The sequence below is a fragment of the Candidatus Hydrogenedentota bacterium genome (assembly GCA_019695095.1).
Lineage (GTDB): Bacteria > Hydrogenedentota > Hydrogenedentia > Hydrogenedentales > SLHB01 > JAIBAQ01.
The window spans coordinates 1-15614 of record JAIBAQ010000042.1; the positions used below are offsets into that span (position 1 = coordinate 1).

Consider the following 15614-nt stretch of genomic DNA (forward strand, 5'->3'; position numbering starts at 1 on the left):
ATTCTGGCGAAGCCGTTTGCAGAAGAGACGATTTTCCGCGTCGCGTCGACGTACGAAAAGGCGCGCGGATTCGACATGGGAACGCCCGCGGGTCTTCAATAGCCTCGGGCAACAGGCCGCCGTTTTGGCGGCAACAGGAATCGAAGAGAGCACTATGAAATACGAGGCCGTCATCGGCTTGGAAGTCCACGTCGAACTCAGCACGAAGTCGAAGGTGTTCTGCGGGTGCAGCACGGATTTCAACGCGCCCGCCAACACCAATGTGTGCCCGATCTGCCTTGGCATGCCCGGCGTGTTGCCCACCATCAACAAGCGCGCCGTGGAATTCTCCGTGGCCGTCGGCGTGGCGCTCGGCTGCACCATTTCGCGCTGGTCGAAGATGGACCGCAAGAACTACTTCTACCCCGACCTCGCCAAGAACTACCAGATTAGCCAGTACGATTTACCGCTCTGTTACAACGGGCACATTGATGTGTTGGTCAACGGCGAAACGAAGCGCATCGGAATCACGCGCGCCCACCTGGAAGAGGATACGGCCCGCAACACGCACACCATCGGCGGCGGCGACAGCGGCGTCGACTTCAACCGGTCCGGCTTGGCCTTGCTCGAAATCGTCACCGAACCGGATATCCGAAGCGCGGACGAAGCCTACGCCTATCTTACCGACCTTAAACAGTTGCTCCGCTACCTCGAGGTCAGCGACTGCAACATGGAAGAAGGGTCGTTGCGCGCCGAGGCCAATATCAGTCTGCGCCCGGTGGGTCAGAAGGAATTCGGCACCAAGACCGAGGTGAAGAACGTGGCGTCGTTCAGCGGCGTCCACAAAGCCATCGCGTACGAAATCGCGCGGCAACAGGCCGTGCTCGAAGAGGGCGGGAAGATTGTCCAAGAAACGCGCGGCTGGGATGCCAACCGCGGCATCACCTTCTCGCAGCGCCAAAAGGAATCGGCCCACGACTACCGTTATTTCCCCGAGCCGGACCTTGTGCCGATGGTGATCGACGAGGCATGGGAGAAGCGCATCCGCGAATCCCTGCCGGAGTTGCCCAAGGCAAGACTCGCACGCTTCGAGTCGCAGTACGGCCTTACCACCTACGACGCGGGGGTGCTCACTTCGGAACGCCCCATGGCCGACTACTACGAGGCCGTGGTCAAGGCGGGCGCGCCATCGAAACCGGCGGCCAACTGGGTGATGGGCGACCTTCAAGGCATGCTCACGGAACAGAAGGTGGATATCGCGGCATGCCCCGTGAAACCCGAGAACCTCGCCGCCATGATCCTCCTCATCGAGGATGGTACAATTAGTGGGAAGATTGCCAAGGACCTGCTTCCAGAGATGTATGCCACCGGCAAAGATGCCAAGGCGCTCGTCGCGGAGAAGGGCTTGGTCCAGATCAGCGATACGGCGGAAATCGAGGCCGTTGCCCGGCAGGTCCTTGCGGACAATCCGGGCCCGGTGGCCGATTTCCGGGGAGGCAAGGAGAAGGCCCTTGGCTTCCTGGTCGGGCAGTTGATGAAGGCAACAAAAGGCAAGGCCAATCCGAAGGTCGCGAACGACGCGCTCCGGAAAGTCCTGTCCGAGAACTGAGAGCACTCTGGTAAGCAACTCTCTGGGAGTACCCATTAAGCTTGGCTCGACTCGTTAAGAAATCCGTTTCTGAAGAACCCGATTTCCTTCCCAACACGCGGCGCGCAGCGGCGTTAGCGGATGACAAAAAGGCGGTCGATATTCGCGCATACGACGTGCGAGGATTGACGTTGATTGCCGATAGTTTCATCGTCTGTTCCGCCACCAGTGAACCTCACTTGAAGGCCGTCTACAGCGCGATTTCGGCGGGTATGCACGAGATTGGCCTAAAGACCCTGCATTCGGAGGGTTCGCATTCTTCCAACTGGCTGGTGCTCGACTTCGGCAACATCATTGTTCATATCTTTCGCCAGGATGCGCGGGAGTACTACGACTTGGATGGACTTTGGGGCGATGCGCCTCAAATCGATTTGGGTCTGTAGTCGCGGGTGAGCGCGTCGCTACCCTAGACTATAGGACCGGTGGGATTTCGCCATGAAGCAAGAACTGCCCGATAGGCTCGCGATATACCATTTCAAACTCGACCGGCTTCTCGGTCGCGGCGGCACAGGCACCGTCTACCGCGGCATCGATCTGGAGAAGGGCGAAGTCGTCGCGGTCAAAGTGTTTCACGCGAATTTCTTCCGCAACAAGGCCCAGATTCGTGATTTCGCCAAGAACATCAAAGTCTTCAGCAAGTTCAATCACCAGAACGTGGTGAAGGTCACGGAATTTATCGACGGACCCGAAGGTCTGTGCATGACCATGGAATACGTCGACGGCCCTGACCTCAAGTGGTACATCGAGAATCGTCCGTGGAATCTCCAGGAGCGCGTAGTCGTGGTATCGCAGATCTGCAACGGACTGCAGTACATCCACGATCAAGGCTTTACACACCACGATCTCAAGCCCGCCAACATCTTGTTCACGCGCTCGGGCATCGCGAAGCTCTCGGACTATTCCCTCTGCCGCGACAAGATGTTCGGATTCATCGACAGCGGTATTGTCGAACAGATCACGCCAATGTACGTCGCGCCGGAGATTATCAGCAAGATCAAAGCCACCCCGCGCGCGGATATCTACTCGCTGGGCATTACCCTCTATCTGATGTTCGCGGGGAAAGTGCCATTCGAAGTGGATAGCCTGGCGAAACTCTACAACTGCCATCTCCGCGTGGTACCGCTTCATCCTTCGATGGTGAACCGCAAGTGCCCCCAGGCCATCGGCGACATCATCATGAAGATGCTTGAGAAAGACCCCGCCAAGCGCTACGAGAGCTGCGACCAGTTGCGCATTGCCCTCTCGGAAGCGGCCCGCCCGAGGATCTGACAATCTGTCGAATGACGTGCTTTACGCCCAGTAAACCACGGCTCCGTCGCAAAGCGTCGCCTTGACGAGGCCGCGTAACGTCATGCCTTTGAAGGGCGTGTTGCGGCTGCGGGAATGAAAAGTCTCAGGATCGACGACCCATTCGGCTTTCGGATCGAACACGGCAATGTCGGCGGGACCGCCTTCGCGCAAGACACCCGCATTCAGATTGAAGATTTTGGCTGGGGCTGAAGTCAGGAGCGCGATTGCCCGTTCCATGGTCAGGACTCCCGGCTCCACCAAACCCGTGATGGTCGCGGCCAGCAACGTCTCAAGACCGACGATGCCAAACGGAGCCAACTGAAACTCCACGTCCTTTTCGGTCTGCGTATGCGGCGCGTGGTCCGTGGCGATGCAGTCGATGGTCCCATCCGCCAAGCCCTCGCGAACGGCCGCCACGTCTTCCGCTTCACGCAACGGTGGATTCATCTTGGCGTTGGTGCCGAATCCGACGACCGCGTCGTCCGTCAGCATCCAGTAGTGCGGCCCGGTCTCGCACGTCACGGGAAGGCCACGCTTCTTGGCGCGCCGAATGATGTCCACGCCGCCTTTGCTGGTAACGTGCTGAATGTGAATTCTCGCCTTACTCAGTTCCGCCAACCGGATGTTGCGATCGATCCGAATCTCTTCAACGGCTTTTGGCAGGCCGGGGATGCCCAGGCGCGTTGAATTATAGCCTTCGTTCATCGCGCCGCCTTCGGCAAGGGTCTCGTCTTCGCAGTGTGCCATATACGTCAGGCCGCACATCGTCGCATACTCAAGCACGCGCCGCATGACCCAACTGCTGGCGATATCCTTTCCATCGTCGGTAACGGCCACGGCGCCGACGGCCTTCAATTCGGCCATTTCCGTCATCTCGGCGCCTTCCATGCCCTTGGTTGCGCATGCCGCGGGCCAAACCTTGATTATCGCTGTCTCGCGCGCGCGCCGGTTGACGAATTCGACCATACCCGCGTTATCAATCACGGGACGCGTGTTCGCCATGGTGACAACCGACGTCACGCCTCCCTTTGCCGCGGCGCGGCTGCCGGTAGCGATGGTCTCCTTGGATTCGTACCCAGGTTCGCGGAAGTGAACGTGCACATCGACCAAACCCGGGCAAACAATGCATCCCTTTGCGTCGATGGTCTCGTCACCCTTGAGGTTCTTGCCGATCTTTGTAACCTTCTTCCCCTCGACAAGGATGTCCACGGGCTCGGAAATGCCCGATGTCGGCTCTATCAGATGACCGTTAACGATGGCAAGACTCATCTTCGACTCCACTCCTGTGCTTGCGGCCTGACACTGGCTGCGTCAGCTCTGGCCACCGTTTATCAGCAGGTGCATGACTGCCATGCGCACCGCCACACCGTTGCTCACTTGTTCAAGGATTACGCTGCGGGGACCGTCGGCCACTTCGCTGGCAAGCTCAATATCACGGTTTATGGGACCGGGATGCATCACCAACGCGTGCTTGGGAGCCGCGCGCAACGATTCGTTGTCGATTCGGAACAGTCGAATGTACTCGCGCATGCTCGGGAAAAGGCACTTCGCTTGACGCTCCAATTGAATGCGCAGCGCGTATACCACGTCCGCGTCGCAGATGGCCTCTCGCAAATCATGCGTCGTCTCCGCGCCCATCCGCTTGATTTCGACCGGCATCAGCGTGCTCGGCCCGCACAGCCGGACCTTTGCTCCGAGCTTGGTCAGGCCCCAGATATTGCTGCGCGCCACACGGCTGTGAGTGATGTCGCCAATGATCGCCACGCGGATACCATCCAAACTTGCCTGCGGGTCATTGCGCAATTTACGGACGTGCTCGCGCATCGTGTACGCGTCCAACAAACCCTGCGTGGGATGCTCGTGTGCGCCGTCTCCGGCATTGATGATGTGAGACTCGTGCCGTTCGGCAAGTATGTGCGCCGCCCCGGCCATACTGTGGCGAATCACGACGACATCGCTGTGCATCGCCTCGATATTGTCCAACGTATCGTGGAGGGTCTCCCCTTTCTTGGAACTCGACACTTGCACGTTCATGGTGAGCGTGTCGGCACTCAGGCGTTTGGCCGCCAGCTCGAACGACGTGCGTGTGCGCGTGCTCGGCTCGAAAAACCAATTCACGACGAGCCGGCCCTGCAACAGCGGCACTTTCTTTATGCCGCTCTCACGTTTCGACACCGCAACAAATTGCGGCGCCGTGTCGAGAATCATTTCCAGTTCCCGACGCGACAAGTCCTCTAAAGCCGTCAGGTCCTTGCGCGTCCAGGTGAATCCCTCTTCCTCCGCATGTACCACTTTGCATCTTCCCCGTTGTTGTCAGCTTGGGACAGACACCATTATCAAAAAGCCGAGCCCGGTTACTCGCCGGACTCCGCCGCTATACGTTCCAGCAGAACAGCATCCTCACCATCGGCTTCCTTAAGCCGAACCGACACGTGGTCTTCCGGGTTCGTCGCGAGAGACCACCCCAGATAGTCCGCGCGTATCGGCAATTCACGATGTCCGCGGTCCACCAGGCACGCCAACTGCACCCGCTTGGGCCTGCCATAATCGATAATCTCGTCCAGAGCGGCCCGCACCGTCCTGCCGGTAGACAGAACGTCATCCACCAGGACCACGGTCACCCCTTCCACATCAAAATCGAAGTGGGTGACATTTCCTGCCAGATTCGGTTTCTTGCCGCTACGCAAGTCGTCGCGATATAGCGTGGTTGCCAGCGATCCTATGCGCGGTTTGACTCCGCTCATCTTGGAAATCTCTTCGGCCAGCCGTTCCGCCAGCGGACGGCCCCGTTTCAGAATTCCCAGAAGGACGACTTCGTCCATGGACTCATTGCCAGCCACGATTTCTTGGGCCATGCGGTGTATCGCGGCGTCTACACCCGCGGCGTCCAGCACTACGGTAGTCTCGCTAGTCACTTCTTTAACGTCGCTCCCTACGCTCGAACAGGTAGAAAAAATCCCCTCTCATTCACATGAGAAGGGTCTATAGTGATCATAGTGATACTCATTGTTATGCGCCCGCATTGCGCCGAAAAGGAGTGTAGCAGTCCTTCGCAGAACAGTCAAACAAACCGTATGGAATCCTCCGAATCCGGCCACTCCGTGTCCGGGCAGCTTCCGGCGTCGATTAAGTCCCCCCTCAAGGCGATTCGCGTAGCCTATTCCCAAATTTGGTGCATCGTGCTATAAAGACTCTGCTTCGACGTCGTACAAAGGTAGCGTCCACAGCCGGGGGGGCATTGTATGGACACCAAGACGAACGTTGTAACGTGCAGCATCTGTGGTCATCGTATGGCCATTCCACCGGGTTTTGAAGGCAAAGCAGGGCGATGCAGCAAGTGCGGTACGTCCCTGCAAACCGGCGAGGATGTCCTGAATCTGAAGCTGGATTTCGATCTGGGTTCTCCTGTAACGCCAAAGGCCGCCGCGCCTGCCCAACCTCAATCGCATTCCGAATCGCGGGTGCCGCTGAAGAAAGCACTCATCAAAGCAAGTGTGCACGCGCTATTGGGGCTCCTTCTGGGAATGGTCGCGCTGGGCATCATTCTGGGCATTTTGGCCGTCGTAACGTCGCCCTCGAACACGCATCTCGCCACTAGTTTCCGTACAGCATTCAATGGCGGCGTCTCTTTCGGAATGCTCGGAGGGTTCATGGTTGGAGCTATTGTCAGCCTCATGTACTCGTTGGACCCGTCAATTCCAAAAGGTGCGGCAATAGGCGCATCAATAGGCTTGATTGCCTCATTGGTCCAATACGCCATTGAAAACACGTTTCTGGCCACATCGGACACAACAGCGCTCCTGAACGGTCTGATTGGAACCTTTGGCGGAGCGACGTTAGCCGCATTGACAGTCTGGTATAGACAATACCGCGAATCCCGCTAGGTCGAATCTCGCACGAGCACACAAGATACTGTCTCGTAACCGGTGTGTTCGCGAAGAATCCTCACGGCATAACCTCCACGTCATGCACGCGCGGCCATTCAAAAAGCAAGCCGGCCCGGAGGAGGTGCTCCTCCGGACCGGCGATGCGCGCTGGAGTAAATCTCTTACTTGATGGCGTCTTTCGCCTGCTTAGCGATGCGGAACTTAAGGACGCGCTTCGCCGGAATCGTGATCGTCTCGCCCGTTGCCGGGTTACGGCCGGTGCGCTTCTTGCGATTCACAACGACGAGCTTACCAAGGCCCGGAATCGTGAAGCCGACTTTCGCTTCTTTGTACGCCAAGCCAACAAGCTCGGCCACGACGTTACCAACGTCTTTCTTGCTCAGGCCGGTCTTCTCGGCAAGAGCGGTGATGATCTGAGCCTTTGTCTTCGCTTTCTTTTCTGCCATCGCTTGTGCCTCCTCGCTTTGGGGATTCCCTCTTCCCCACGCTTTCGACCTTGAAGTCTTCAGACGACGCACCTTGCACGTCTGCATTTCGTGGGATAGCCCAGTGCTGAGGGTCGCCATATCCCCTCTCCGCACCCCCGTTCTTTACAATTTAACGAGGCGTTTGTCAAGCCCTATTTTCAAGGCTAAAATGAAATCGAGGTCAGAATCACCCGGTGTTTTGGGGCTCATCCGCATCGCTGGCCACAAATGCCCCACTTTTTCCCGAGTTTCGCGCCCTTTTTCCGGCTTGTTTCGTGATTATGTACCCGTTGAACAATGACTCGGAAGTGACTTACCATGCACTGCCTCGGGCAACTTTTCTATTACGGACTCGATGGTTGGAGCATTGAACACATGATTATTGCCGCTCTCGGCGGTGTCTCGGGCAATCTTCCCGCACTTGAAGCGGTGTTGAGCCATATCGATCGCGCCGGTATCCATATTGTTGTGAACACGGGTGATACCTTGGTTGGCGGACCCAATCCCAACGAATCGTGGGAACGGCTGGAGAAGCGCGAAGTTCTTTCCGTACAGGGCGAACTCGATCGGCAAGCGCTTCGCGTCGTGCGAAAAGCAGACTCGCTTCCTCAGCGCGTATCTCCCGCCCTCCTTGCGGCACTTCAGTTCGCACACGAAAAGACGCTCAGCAAGAATCTCGAGAAGATTTCAGGGTTGCCCAGGCGCAGAATCTTCACGGTCGACGGACTTTCCGTCTGTCTGTGCCATGGCACGCCGGCTAGTCAATCGGAGGGACTGGAGGAACAGGACGACCCGAGCAGGTTTCGCAGACAGCGTGAATTCGCCAACGTACATGTGATTGTCGCGGGCCGCACTCCCCATGCGTTCTCCCGAATGGTCGACGATACGCTGTTCGTCAATCCCGGCCGCGTTGGAACTGGGAAACCTGGCCTGGCTCATTACGCCATCATCAGCACAGAAGAACACCCCTGGAAGGTCGATATACAGAAAGTCGTGTATGACCCCACGAACGTGCAGAAACAGCTCGATAGCGCGGGTCTTCAATGGCCTGACTGGTAAACCGCATTTCGTTACTACGTCAGATCCGGCAGCACTTCCAGGAAATCTCGCCAGTGCTTAAAGACATAGTCGGCGGTAGTATTTGCGACATGTCGATCGTTGTCACCGGCAAACAATGCCGCGCGCGCGCCAACCGCTTTGGCCCCCACCACGTCGGTTGTCTCCAGGTCACCGATGTGCAGCAGCTCACTTGGCGCAACGCCCAGCCCTTGAGCGCACGTATCAAACATACGCGCATGAGGTTTTGACACGCCGACTTCATCGGAAAAGACGACGCTATCGAAGAACGGCAGGAATCCGTTTCGCTCCAGCAGTGTCCGCAACGAACTACCTGGGCTCAATCCCGAATCGGATATTACTCCTACGGGGCCTCGCTTCGCAGCGGCTGCCACGGCGTCCAACGCGCCATCAATGGGAATCGGAGGGAAGTGCAGTATAGCCGTGGCGAATACCTCCGCTAGATGTTGCTGCACTTCCGGGGACAGTTTCACCCCCACTTCTCGCATGACAATTCGGACGGCGTCCTCCGGCCCAAGCGTTCGCTGCAGCTCAATATGATGCTGCATGAACTCGCGCTCGGAGGTCTGCAGAGCCGCGCGAGCTGACTCGGGCGAAGCGCCCGTTGCCTCGCACACGGCGCGAATGCGGATCAGCCGGCGCTGCTCCGGATCCTTGGCTTCATGAAATAGGGTACGCCAGAAATCAAAGGTGATCGCTCGAATGGGCATGGCTCACCATTCGCGCCGGTCTTTGCGGATGCCCTGCTCGGCCAACAGTCGAGATGCTAAATCGGCGACCTCCTCGGGCAAGTCCTTGGTGCGGTGCCGGAGAAACTTTGCGGGTGCGCCGGTCCACACTTCGTATGCGGGTACATCGTGCGTGACAACGCTTTTCACGCCGATTACCGCGCCCTTGCCGATACGAACGCCCTTGGAGACATACGCGCCGCTTCCTACCCACGCCCCTTCTTCTATAATCACGGGGCGGTAATAATTCGGCGTGTAGCGCCAGTTCGCCTCCGTGCCGTAGATGAGATGCGTCCCATCCCGAATGACCGCATACTCGGCAATGCCCACCATGTCGTGCAGCTCGACGAGTTCCCCGGCCTCAATCACGACATTCCAGCTCAACAGGCAACGGCTTCCGATAACGATCTTCCCTTCGGGACGAGCGCGTAAACGCACCGACTCGCGTATACGGCTATAGTCACCGAGTTCGACGTGCCCTTCTATTTCCAGGTCTCTGCCGATAAAGCGGCAGCCCTTGCCCAATTTCGCGAACTTCCTGCTATGACGCCAATTGCGCCAAGCCCTCGTAATTCCGTCCATTGCCATCTCCCTGCTTCGGTAAGCGGCATATTGTAGCGGATGATAGGCGTGGCGGGAAATAGTTGGTGCCCGCCGCGGGAGCGGCCGCGGAAAATCACACGTCGGCGGGCGGAGTGCCGAGGTACTTAATCACCTTGATGTCTTCCAGTGTGACAAGCCCTTCTTTGACCATTTCCTCGATGCACGGGAGAAACTGGTTGATGCGCTCTTTGCTGTCCACGATTTCAATGATTATGGGGAGGTCTTCGGAAAGCCGCAGCACCTTGGTTGTGTGAAGCCGGCTGGTCGCGCCGAATCCCATCGGCCCGCGCAGCACGGTGGCGCCTGCGAGGTGAAGTTCGCGCGCCTTGAGCACTATGGCTTCATAGAGCGGCCGGTGTTGCCAACGGTCGCTTTCACCAATGAAGATTCGCAGCAGGTATCCGTCTTCGGGCACGTGCATAGGACTACCCTCCTTCAAACACCAAACGAATATTCACCGAACCGGTAACCCAACCATGCCGCAGTCAGGCACAGGGCCACGCTGAACAGAACGTTCAACAATGCCATGCCAAACTGGCCGTCATTCGCAAGCATCAGCGTTTCAAGGCTGAAGCTGGAAAACGTCGTAAACCCTCCCAGTACGCCCACCATCAGGCCAATACGATAGTCGTCCCGGATGAGAATTGGGCCGGTAAGCGTGGCGGCGAGAAATCCGATAACAAGAGACCCCACAACGTTCACGACAAGCGTACCCAACGGGAAGGAAGTATCGGCCGCGCGCTGAGTCCAACCCGCAATGGCGTATCGGAGGACTGATCCCAGTCCCCCACCGAGAAATATGAGTGCGTATCGAATCATCTGGCATGCTATCCGTGGCGTAAGCGGACTGAGGATACTACTCGAACAGGCGCGAGACAACCACGGCTTGTGAGAATCGAGCGGCCGCCGCTATACTCAGGCCTCCACGGCACACACGGGCGCTGTGGTCAACAATAGTGAATACCAGGAGATTGAGTCCATGAAGCAAGTGCTTTTGGGATGTGCAGTGTGTTTGGCAGCGGCGGTGGCCGTGACCTTCGCCGCCCCCGACCCCGACGCGGTCCTTGGACAGTGGTATACCGCAGGCAAGGAATCCAAAGTCGAGATTACGAAGGAAGACGGCAAGTATTTCGGCGCATTGGTCTGGCTAAAGGACCCGCTGGTGGAAGAAGGTAAACCGGATGCAGGAAAACCCAAACTTGACGTGAACAACCCGGATCCGGCACACAAAAACGACCCGATTCTCGGATTGAAGTTGCTGAAAGGCTTCTCCTTCGACGGCAAGGAAAACTGGTCGGGAGGCACAATTTACGATCCCGAAAGCGGCAAGACGTACAAATGCACAATGAAGCTTTCCAACAACGATACGTTGGATGTGCGAGGCTATCTCGGTATCGCGGCATTCGGACGCACAACACAATGGTCGCGCGTACCAAAAGAAGAAGAATCAAAGCCGGGAGAATCTGCGGATAAGCCTACGAAGTAGTCTCTTCGGCGATCCGTTCCCATTCGACATACATCTCGCTGAGGTCGCTCTTTAACCCGTCGTATTCGGATTTGAGCTGCTGCGCGGTCTGGTAGTCGGACGGATCGATTTCGGTGAACCGTTGTTCGAGCGCGGCAATCATCTCCTCGAGGGAGCTGATGTCGCGCTCGATTTCTTCCAACTGCTTCTGTTGCTTGCGGCGCGCCTTCTCCTCCACCTTGCGAGGCGGCTGAATCTTATTGCGCCGGATTCGCAGCACGTCTTCAGTCGATTTACTTGAGGCTTCGGCAGCGGCCTCGCCGACTTTCCATCGATAGTGCGTGTAATTGCCGAGATGAACCGACGCGGTTCCATGCTCGATGATGACGAGTTTATCCACCAGGCGGTCTATCAGTTGCCGGTCGTGCGAAACAATCAGCAGGCTTCCTGGAAACTCCGCCAACGCGGCTTCCAGAGCCTCGCGAGATGCGATGTCGAGATGGTTTGTGGGTTCGTCGAGAAGCAGCACGTTGGCCTGAGAAAGAACCAGCTTCGCCAGCGAAACACGGCTCAACTCTCCCCCGCTCAGCGCTGAGATCGGCTTGAATACATCCTCACCGGTGAACAGAAAACGTCCCAGGAAGGTTCGAATCTGCTCCGGTTTCCACTCAGGCCGCGCGGCGCTGACCTCGCGCATCACGTCCGCTCCCGGATTCACGTCGCTGTGGTGCTGCTCATAGAATCCGAGCGTTACTTTGTGCCCCAGCCGGACTGTGCCGGGCGCACCATCCAGCCGGCCCACAAGATGCCGCAGCAGCGTAGTCTTCCCCGCACCGTTGGGACCGATAATCCCCACGCGCTCCCCGCGCTCGACCGTGAATGACACGTCCTTGTAGAGAACCAGGTCTCCATACGCCATGGAAAGGCCCTTGGCTTCGAGGACTACGGCTCCACTCCGCACAACCTGTCCCAGCCCAAACTTTGCGGAAGCTTGCTCGCTGTCGGGCGCGTCGACTCGGTCCATTTTTTCGAGCCGCTTAATGCGGCTCTGTACTTGCGTCGCCTTGGTGTTCTTGTATCGAAACCGGTCAATCCACTTCTCTTCTTTCTCGATGAATTCCTGCTGTCGCTCAAAGGCTTTCTGCTGTTGTTCACGCATCAGCGCCTTTTGTCCGCAGAACGATTCGTAGTTGCCCGTGTAACAACGGACTTTGCCGCGCTCGAGATCGGCAATCGTGTTGGTGACCGCGTTCAGCATCCGCCGGTCGTGAGAAATGATGACGAATGCCCGTGGCCATTCTTTCAGGAAATCTTCCAGCCACTCGCGTGCTTCGAGGTCAAGGTGGTTCTCGGGTTCATCCAGCAGCAGGATGTCGGCGTCTTGCAGCAACACCAACGCGAGCATCAGGCGCGTGCGCTGCCCACCGCTTAGTGCCCCAATGTGAAGGTCGTAGTCATGGGTCGTAAACCCTAGCCCGTGCAACACACGCTTCACCTGCGTCCGAAAGTCATAGCCTCCGCGCCGCTGAAACTCTTCCTGTGTCGCGCTGTATTGCCTCAGGGCTCCCTCGTCACCGGATGCGATACGTTCTTCCAGAACTGTGAGTTTGTGTTCGAGATCGGTCAACTCCGAGAACGTCCTCAAAACGATATCGAACAACGTATCGCTCGCCTCAAATTGAGGCAATTGCGCCAATGCCGCGATTCGGAGCTTCCGCGCCCGCTCCACGGACCCCATATCGGCGTCGGTTTCCCCCAACATCAGGCGGAAAATAGTAGATTTTCCGGTGCCATTCCTGCCGATAAGCCCAATCTTGTCACCCGTTTCGACGCGGAGGTCTACCCCGTCGAGCACGGTTTCGCCCCCATATGATTTACTGACGTTTTCGAGTCGGATTAGGCTCATGGTGAATTCCGGACATCGGCGCGAAGCGCCGGGTGATAACAGAAACGGCGGCGCGTAGCATACCGAATATTCAACCAGCATAACCACTTGAGGAAACTAAGGAATCAGAGTATAGTGAGAGGAAGTAGTCCGGATGGCCAGAGATTTCGCGAGATTCTTCAGGAAGGCATTAGCGCCAAGTGGGCGTGAAATGTGTACAAACTAGGTAGTGGAGGATGAAAGAGAAATGAAGAAGAGATGGCTTGCCGTAATGATGGTGTGCTTATTGGTAGCTGTCGTGGGCATGCTGGGTGTACTCAGCGGTTGCGAGAAGAAACAACCCGCGCCCGCTGAGAAGCAGGAGACCAATGCTCCGGCCCCGCCTGAAGCGGGAACCCCGCCTCCGCCTCCTCCGCCTCCAGCAGCAGCCCCGGCACCAGCCCCAGCAGCTCCGGTTGAAGCTCCGGCCGCCCCGGCACCGGCTCCGGCAGAAGCTCCGGCCGCCCCGGCACCTGCTCCGGCTGCGCAGTAACAGCAACGATCTCGACAGTACAATATCCATTGAGGAAGGGCCTCCACCTAGGGTGGAGGCTCTTCCCTTTTTAAGATTGAAAGGGACTCTCCGAGAGGAGTAGCCTGCGCCGCCCCCTTAGCAGTTCAAATGGATATACAATCTGTCGTACACTGCCCTTCCTTCGCTCAAGCGCACCAGACTCCCATACGCACGAGTTGCCGGGAAGAGCATTGAGTATCGCGGTGATTCTCCAAAATCATCGTGAGCACGCATGAACCCTGGACGGAATCGCCACTGGAGTCCTTCTCGTCTGCTCTCCTTGGTTGCACTCAGTCTCGACAGCTCGAATTGCAGTCCATGCCTTTTGTCAACGTGTGCGCACTTCAAGCCTGAAGCGAGGTAGAATACAGAAACTCGACACAAAGGGGCAGGTCATGAATCGACGAGAATTCCTGACAAAGTCGGCGGGAACGTTGGCTGTAACCTTGACGGGAGTATCCACCACAGCTCGCAGCCACGCAGCAACGGGAGACGACCGGCATCCCAACATCCTTATCATCATGGCCGACGATCTTGGTTATTCGGACATCGGCAGGTATGGCTCCGAAATCGCCACTCCCAACCTCGACAGCCTTGCACGTGATGGGTGTACCTTCACTCACGCCTACAACGCAGCGCGCTGCTGTCCTTCGCGGGCGGCACTCCTGACGGGTCTCCACCCGCACCAGGCGGGCATGGGTGCAATGACCAGCCCTCCCGATCGCGTCGTCCCCGAAGGGCCGTATCAGGGATATCTCAACCGCAACTGCATGACGCTCGCTGAAGCGCTGAAGACTGCCGGATACCGGACCTACATGTCAGGGAAATGGCATGTGGGCGCCGCGCGCGAGAATTGGCCGCGCCAGCGCGGGTTCGACCGGTACTTCGGTCTCATCAGCGGTGCGAGCAGCTATTGGGAAATCCTCCCCGAGGAACGCGACGTCCGCACGATGGCACTCGACGACGATGTGTATGTGCCGTCCGGCGACACGTTCTACATGACCGACGCATTCACCGACCACGCCGTACAATTCCTGAAGGAGCACGACACAAGCACTTCGCCGTTTCTCCTTTACCTCGCTTATACGGCCCCGCACTGGCCGTTGCACGCCTGGGAACAAGATATCGCGAAGTATAGGGATCGTTACCTGTCTGGCTGGGATGCCTTGAGGGAAGAGCGTTACAAACGACAACTGGACCTCGGCATCATTGCCCCCAAGTGGAAGCTCTCACCACGCGACGAGCAAGTGCCTGCATGGGGCAGCGTCACAAACAAGGAAGACTGGGCCCTGCGCATGGCCGTCTACGCAGCGATGATCGACCGAATGGATCAAGGGATCGGCCGTGTCCTGCAGACGTTGCTCGAAACCGGCGCCGAAGACAACACGCTCGTGCTGTTCCTCTCCGACAATGGCGGCTGTCACGAGGACCTGAATAAGAAGACGTTTAACAAGCCGGGAAGCAAACCCGGAGAGCGCGGCTCGTATGTGGCGTATGAGCGGCCGTGGGCCAACGCAAGCAACACTCCGTTTCGCATGTTTAAACACTGGGTCCACGAGGGCGGCATTGCTACGCCCATGCTCGCGCGCTGGCCGGCAGGTAGCGCGAAACGTACACAGCCGCTTAGCGACGTCGTGCACATCACCGACATTATGGCCACGTGCCTGGACCTTGCTGGCGTAGAGTACCCAAAGACATACAACGGCAACGCGCTACACCCGCTTGTGGGCAAGAGCGTTGCCCCTCTGCTTCGGGGCAAATCTCGAGAGGGACACGCTCGCCTCTGCTGGGAACACCAGGGGAATTGTGCGATTCGCGAGGGCGACTGGAAGCTGGTGATACCCGCCAGGGGGGCCTGGGAACTCTACAATCTCGCGGACGACCGCACCGAGTTGACGAATCTCGTGGAGAAGGACGCGAAACGCGCCGCACGAATGCACACGGCATGGATGCAGTGGGCGGATGAAAACGGCGTCAAGATTCCTGATGAAGCGCGAAACCTGTCGTCGGCACCGGCGTAATGCCAGACCGT

The 15614-nt window shown here is 57.8% G+C and carries 17 protein-coding genes; 8 read left to right on the forward strand and 9 right to left on the reverse strand.

The genetic code is table 11. From position 1 onward, the window contains the following. Positions 1-154 precede the first annotated feature (154 nt). Genes gatB through K1Y02_09265 form a run of 3 tightly spaced genes read left to right on the forward strand, consistent with a single transcriptional unit; the run spans position 155 to position 2896 of the window. On the forward strand, positions 155-1588 hold the full coding sequence (gene gatB / locus K1Y02_09255) for an Asp-tRNA(Asn)/Glu-tRNA(Gln) amidotransferase subunit GatB (GenBank protein ID MBX7256535.1): 1434 nt from the start codon (positions 155-157) through the stop codon (positions 1586-1588). 41 nt (positions 1589-1629) lie between these two features. Continuing rightward, positions 1630-2010 (forward strand): ribosome silencing factor, encoded by a 381-nt coding sequence (rsfS, locus tag K1Y02_09260; protein MBX7256536.1) that lies wholly within the window; start codon positions 1630-1632, stop codon positions 2008-2010. A gap of 52 nt (positions 2011-2062) precedes the next feature. Further along, on the forward strand, positions 2063-2896 hold the full coding sequence (locus K1Y02_09265; GenBank protein ID MBX7256537.1) for a serine/threonine protein kinase: 834 nt from the start codon (positions 2063-2065) through the stop codon (positions 2894-2896). 21 nt (positions 2897-2917) lie between these two features. Here K1Y02_09265 and K1Y02_09270 read toward each other — a convergent pair whose 3' ends face one another. From K1Y02_09270 to pyrR, 3 genes are all read right to left on the reverse strand, one after another. Next, the gene (locus K1Y02_09270; protein ID MBX7256538.1) at positions 2918-4186 is read right to left on the reverse strand and encodes a dihydroorotase; all 1269 of its coding nucleotides are present in this window, start codon (positions 4184-4186) and stop codon (positions 2918-2920) included. Positions 4187-4228: 42 nt separating this feature from the next. Then, on the reverse strand, positions 4229-5125 hold the full coding sequence (locus K1Y02_09275) for an aspartate carbamoyltransferase catalytic subunit (protein MBX7256539.1): 897 nt from the start codon (positions 5123-5125) through the stop codon (positions 4229-4231). A 146-nt stretch (positions 5126-5271) separates the two neighbouring features. Continuing rightward, positions 5272-5832: a bifunctional pyr operon transcriptional regulator/uracil phosphoribosyltransferase PyrR gene (pyrR, locus tag K1Y02_09280; protein ID MBX7256540.1), complete on the reverse strand. Its 561-nt coding sequence runs from the start codon at positions 5830-5832 to the stop codon at positions 5272-5274. 327 nt (positions 5833-6159) lie between these two features. Here pyrR and K1Y02_09285 point away from each other — a divergent pair, with 327 nt between their 5' ends. Further along, positions 6160-6801 (forward strand): hypothetical protein, encoded by a 642-nt coding sequence (locus K1Y02_09285; GenBank protein ID MBX7256541.1) that lies wholly within the window; start codon positions 6160-6162, stop codon positions 6799-6801. Positions 6802-6965: 164 nt separating this feature from the next. On the opposite strand, the gene K1Y02_09290 is transcribed toward K1Y02_09285, so the two are convergent. Beyond that, on the reverse strand, positions 6966-7250 hold the full coding sequence (locus K1Y02_09290; GenBank protein MBX7256542.1) for an HU family DNA-binding protein: 285 nt from the start codon (positions 7248-7250) through the stop codon (positions 6966-6968). A 339-nt stretch (positions 7251-7589) separates the two neighbouring features. On the opposite strand from K1Y02_09290, the gene K1Y02_09295 reads away from it, so the two are divergent. After that, positions 7590-8330 carry a metallophosphatase family protein gene (locus K1Y02_09295; protein ID MBX7256543.1) on the forward strand — a complete coding sequence of 247 codons (741 nt, stop codon included), beginning with the start codon at positions 7590-7592 and terminating at the stop codon, positions 8328-8330. 14 nt (positions 8331-8344) lie between these two features. On the opposite strand, the gene K1Y02_09300 is transcribed toward K1Y02_09295, so the two are convergent. The 4 genes from K1Y02_09300 to crcB form a co-directional block, all read right to left on the reverse strand. After that, a complete protein-coding gene (locus K1Y02_09300) occupies positions 8345-9058 on the reverse strand; it encodes an HAD family hydrolase (protein ID MBX7256544.1) in 714 nt (237 codons plus the stop codon). Between the two features lie 3 nt (positions 9059-9061). After that, complete coding sequence (locus K1Y02_09305) at positions 9062-9664, reverse strand: acyltransferase (GenBank protein MBX7256545.1); 603 nt, start codon at positions 9662-9664, stop codon at positions 9062-9064. Positions 9665-9752: 88 nt separating this feature from the next. Further along, the gene (locus K1Y02_09310; protein MBX7256546.1) at positions 9753-10100 is read right to left on the reverse strand and encodes a DUF190 domain-containing protein; all 348 of its coding nucleotides are present in this window, start codon (positions 10098-10100) and stop codon (positions 9753-9755) included. 14 nt (positions 10101-10114) lie between these two features. Beyond that, entirely contained in the window at positions 10115-10498 is a 384-nt protein-coding gene (gene crcB, locus K1Y02_09315; protein ID MBX7256547.1) for a fluoride efflux transporter CrcB, read from the reverse strand. 160 nt (positions 10499-10658) lie between these two features. Here crcB and K1Y02_09320 point away from each other — a divergent pair, with 160 nt between their 5' ends. Further along, the gene (locus K1Y02_09320) at positions 10659-11165 is read left to right on the forward strand and encodes a DUF2147 domain-containing protein (protein ID MBX7256548.1); all 507 of its coding nucleotides are present in this window, start codon (positions 10659-10661) and stop codon (positions 11163-11165) included. Here K1Y02_09320 and K1Y02_09325 read toward each other — a convergent pair. Continuing rightward, complete coding sequence (locus K1Y02_09325) at positions 11155-13050, reverse strand: ABC-F family ATP-binding cassette domain-containing protein (GenBank protein MBX7256549.1); 1896 nt, start codon at positions 13048-13050, stop codon at positions 11155-11157. The genes K1Y02_09320 and K1Y02_09325 overlap by 11 nt on opposite strands. A gap of 226 nt (positions 13051-13276) precedes the next feature. Between K1Y02_09325 and K1Y02_09330 the strand changes: the two genes are divergently transcribed. Continuing rightward, positions 13277-13561 (forward strand): hypothetical protein, encoded by a 285-nt coding sequence (locus tag K1Y02_09330; protein MBX7256550.1) that lies wholly within the window; start codon positions 13277-13279, stop codon positions 13559-13561. 530 nt (positions 13562-14091) lie between these two features. Next, positions 14092-15603: an arylsulfatase gene (locus K1Y02_09335; protein MBX7256551.1), complete on the forward strand. Its 1512-nt coding sequence runs from the start codon at positions 14092-14094 to the stop codon at positions 15601-15603. Positions 15604-15614: the final 11 nt, after the last annotated feature.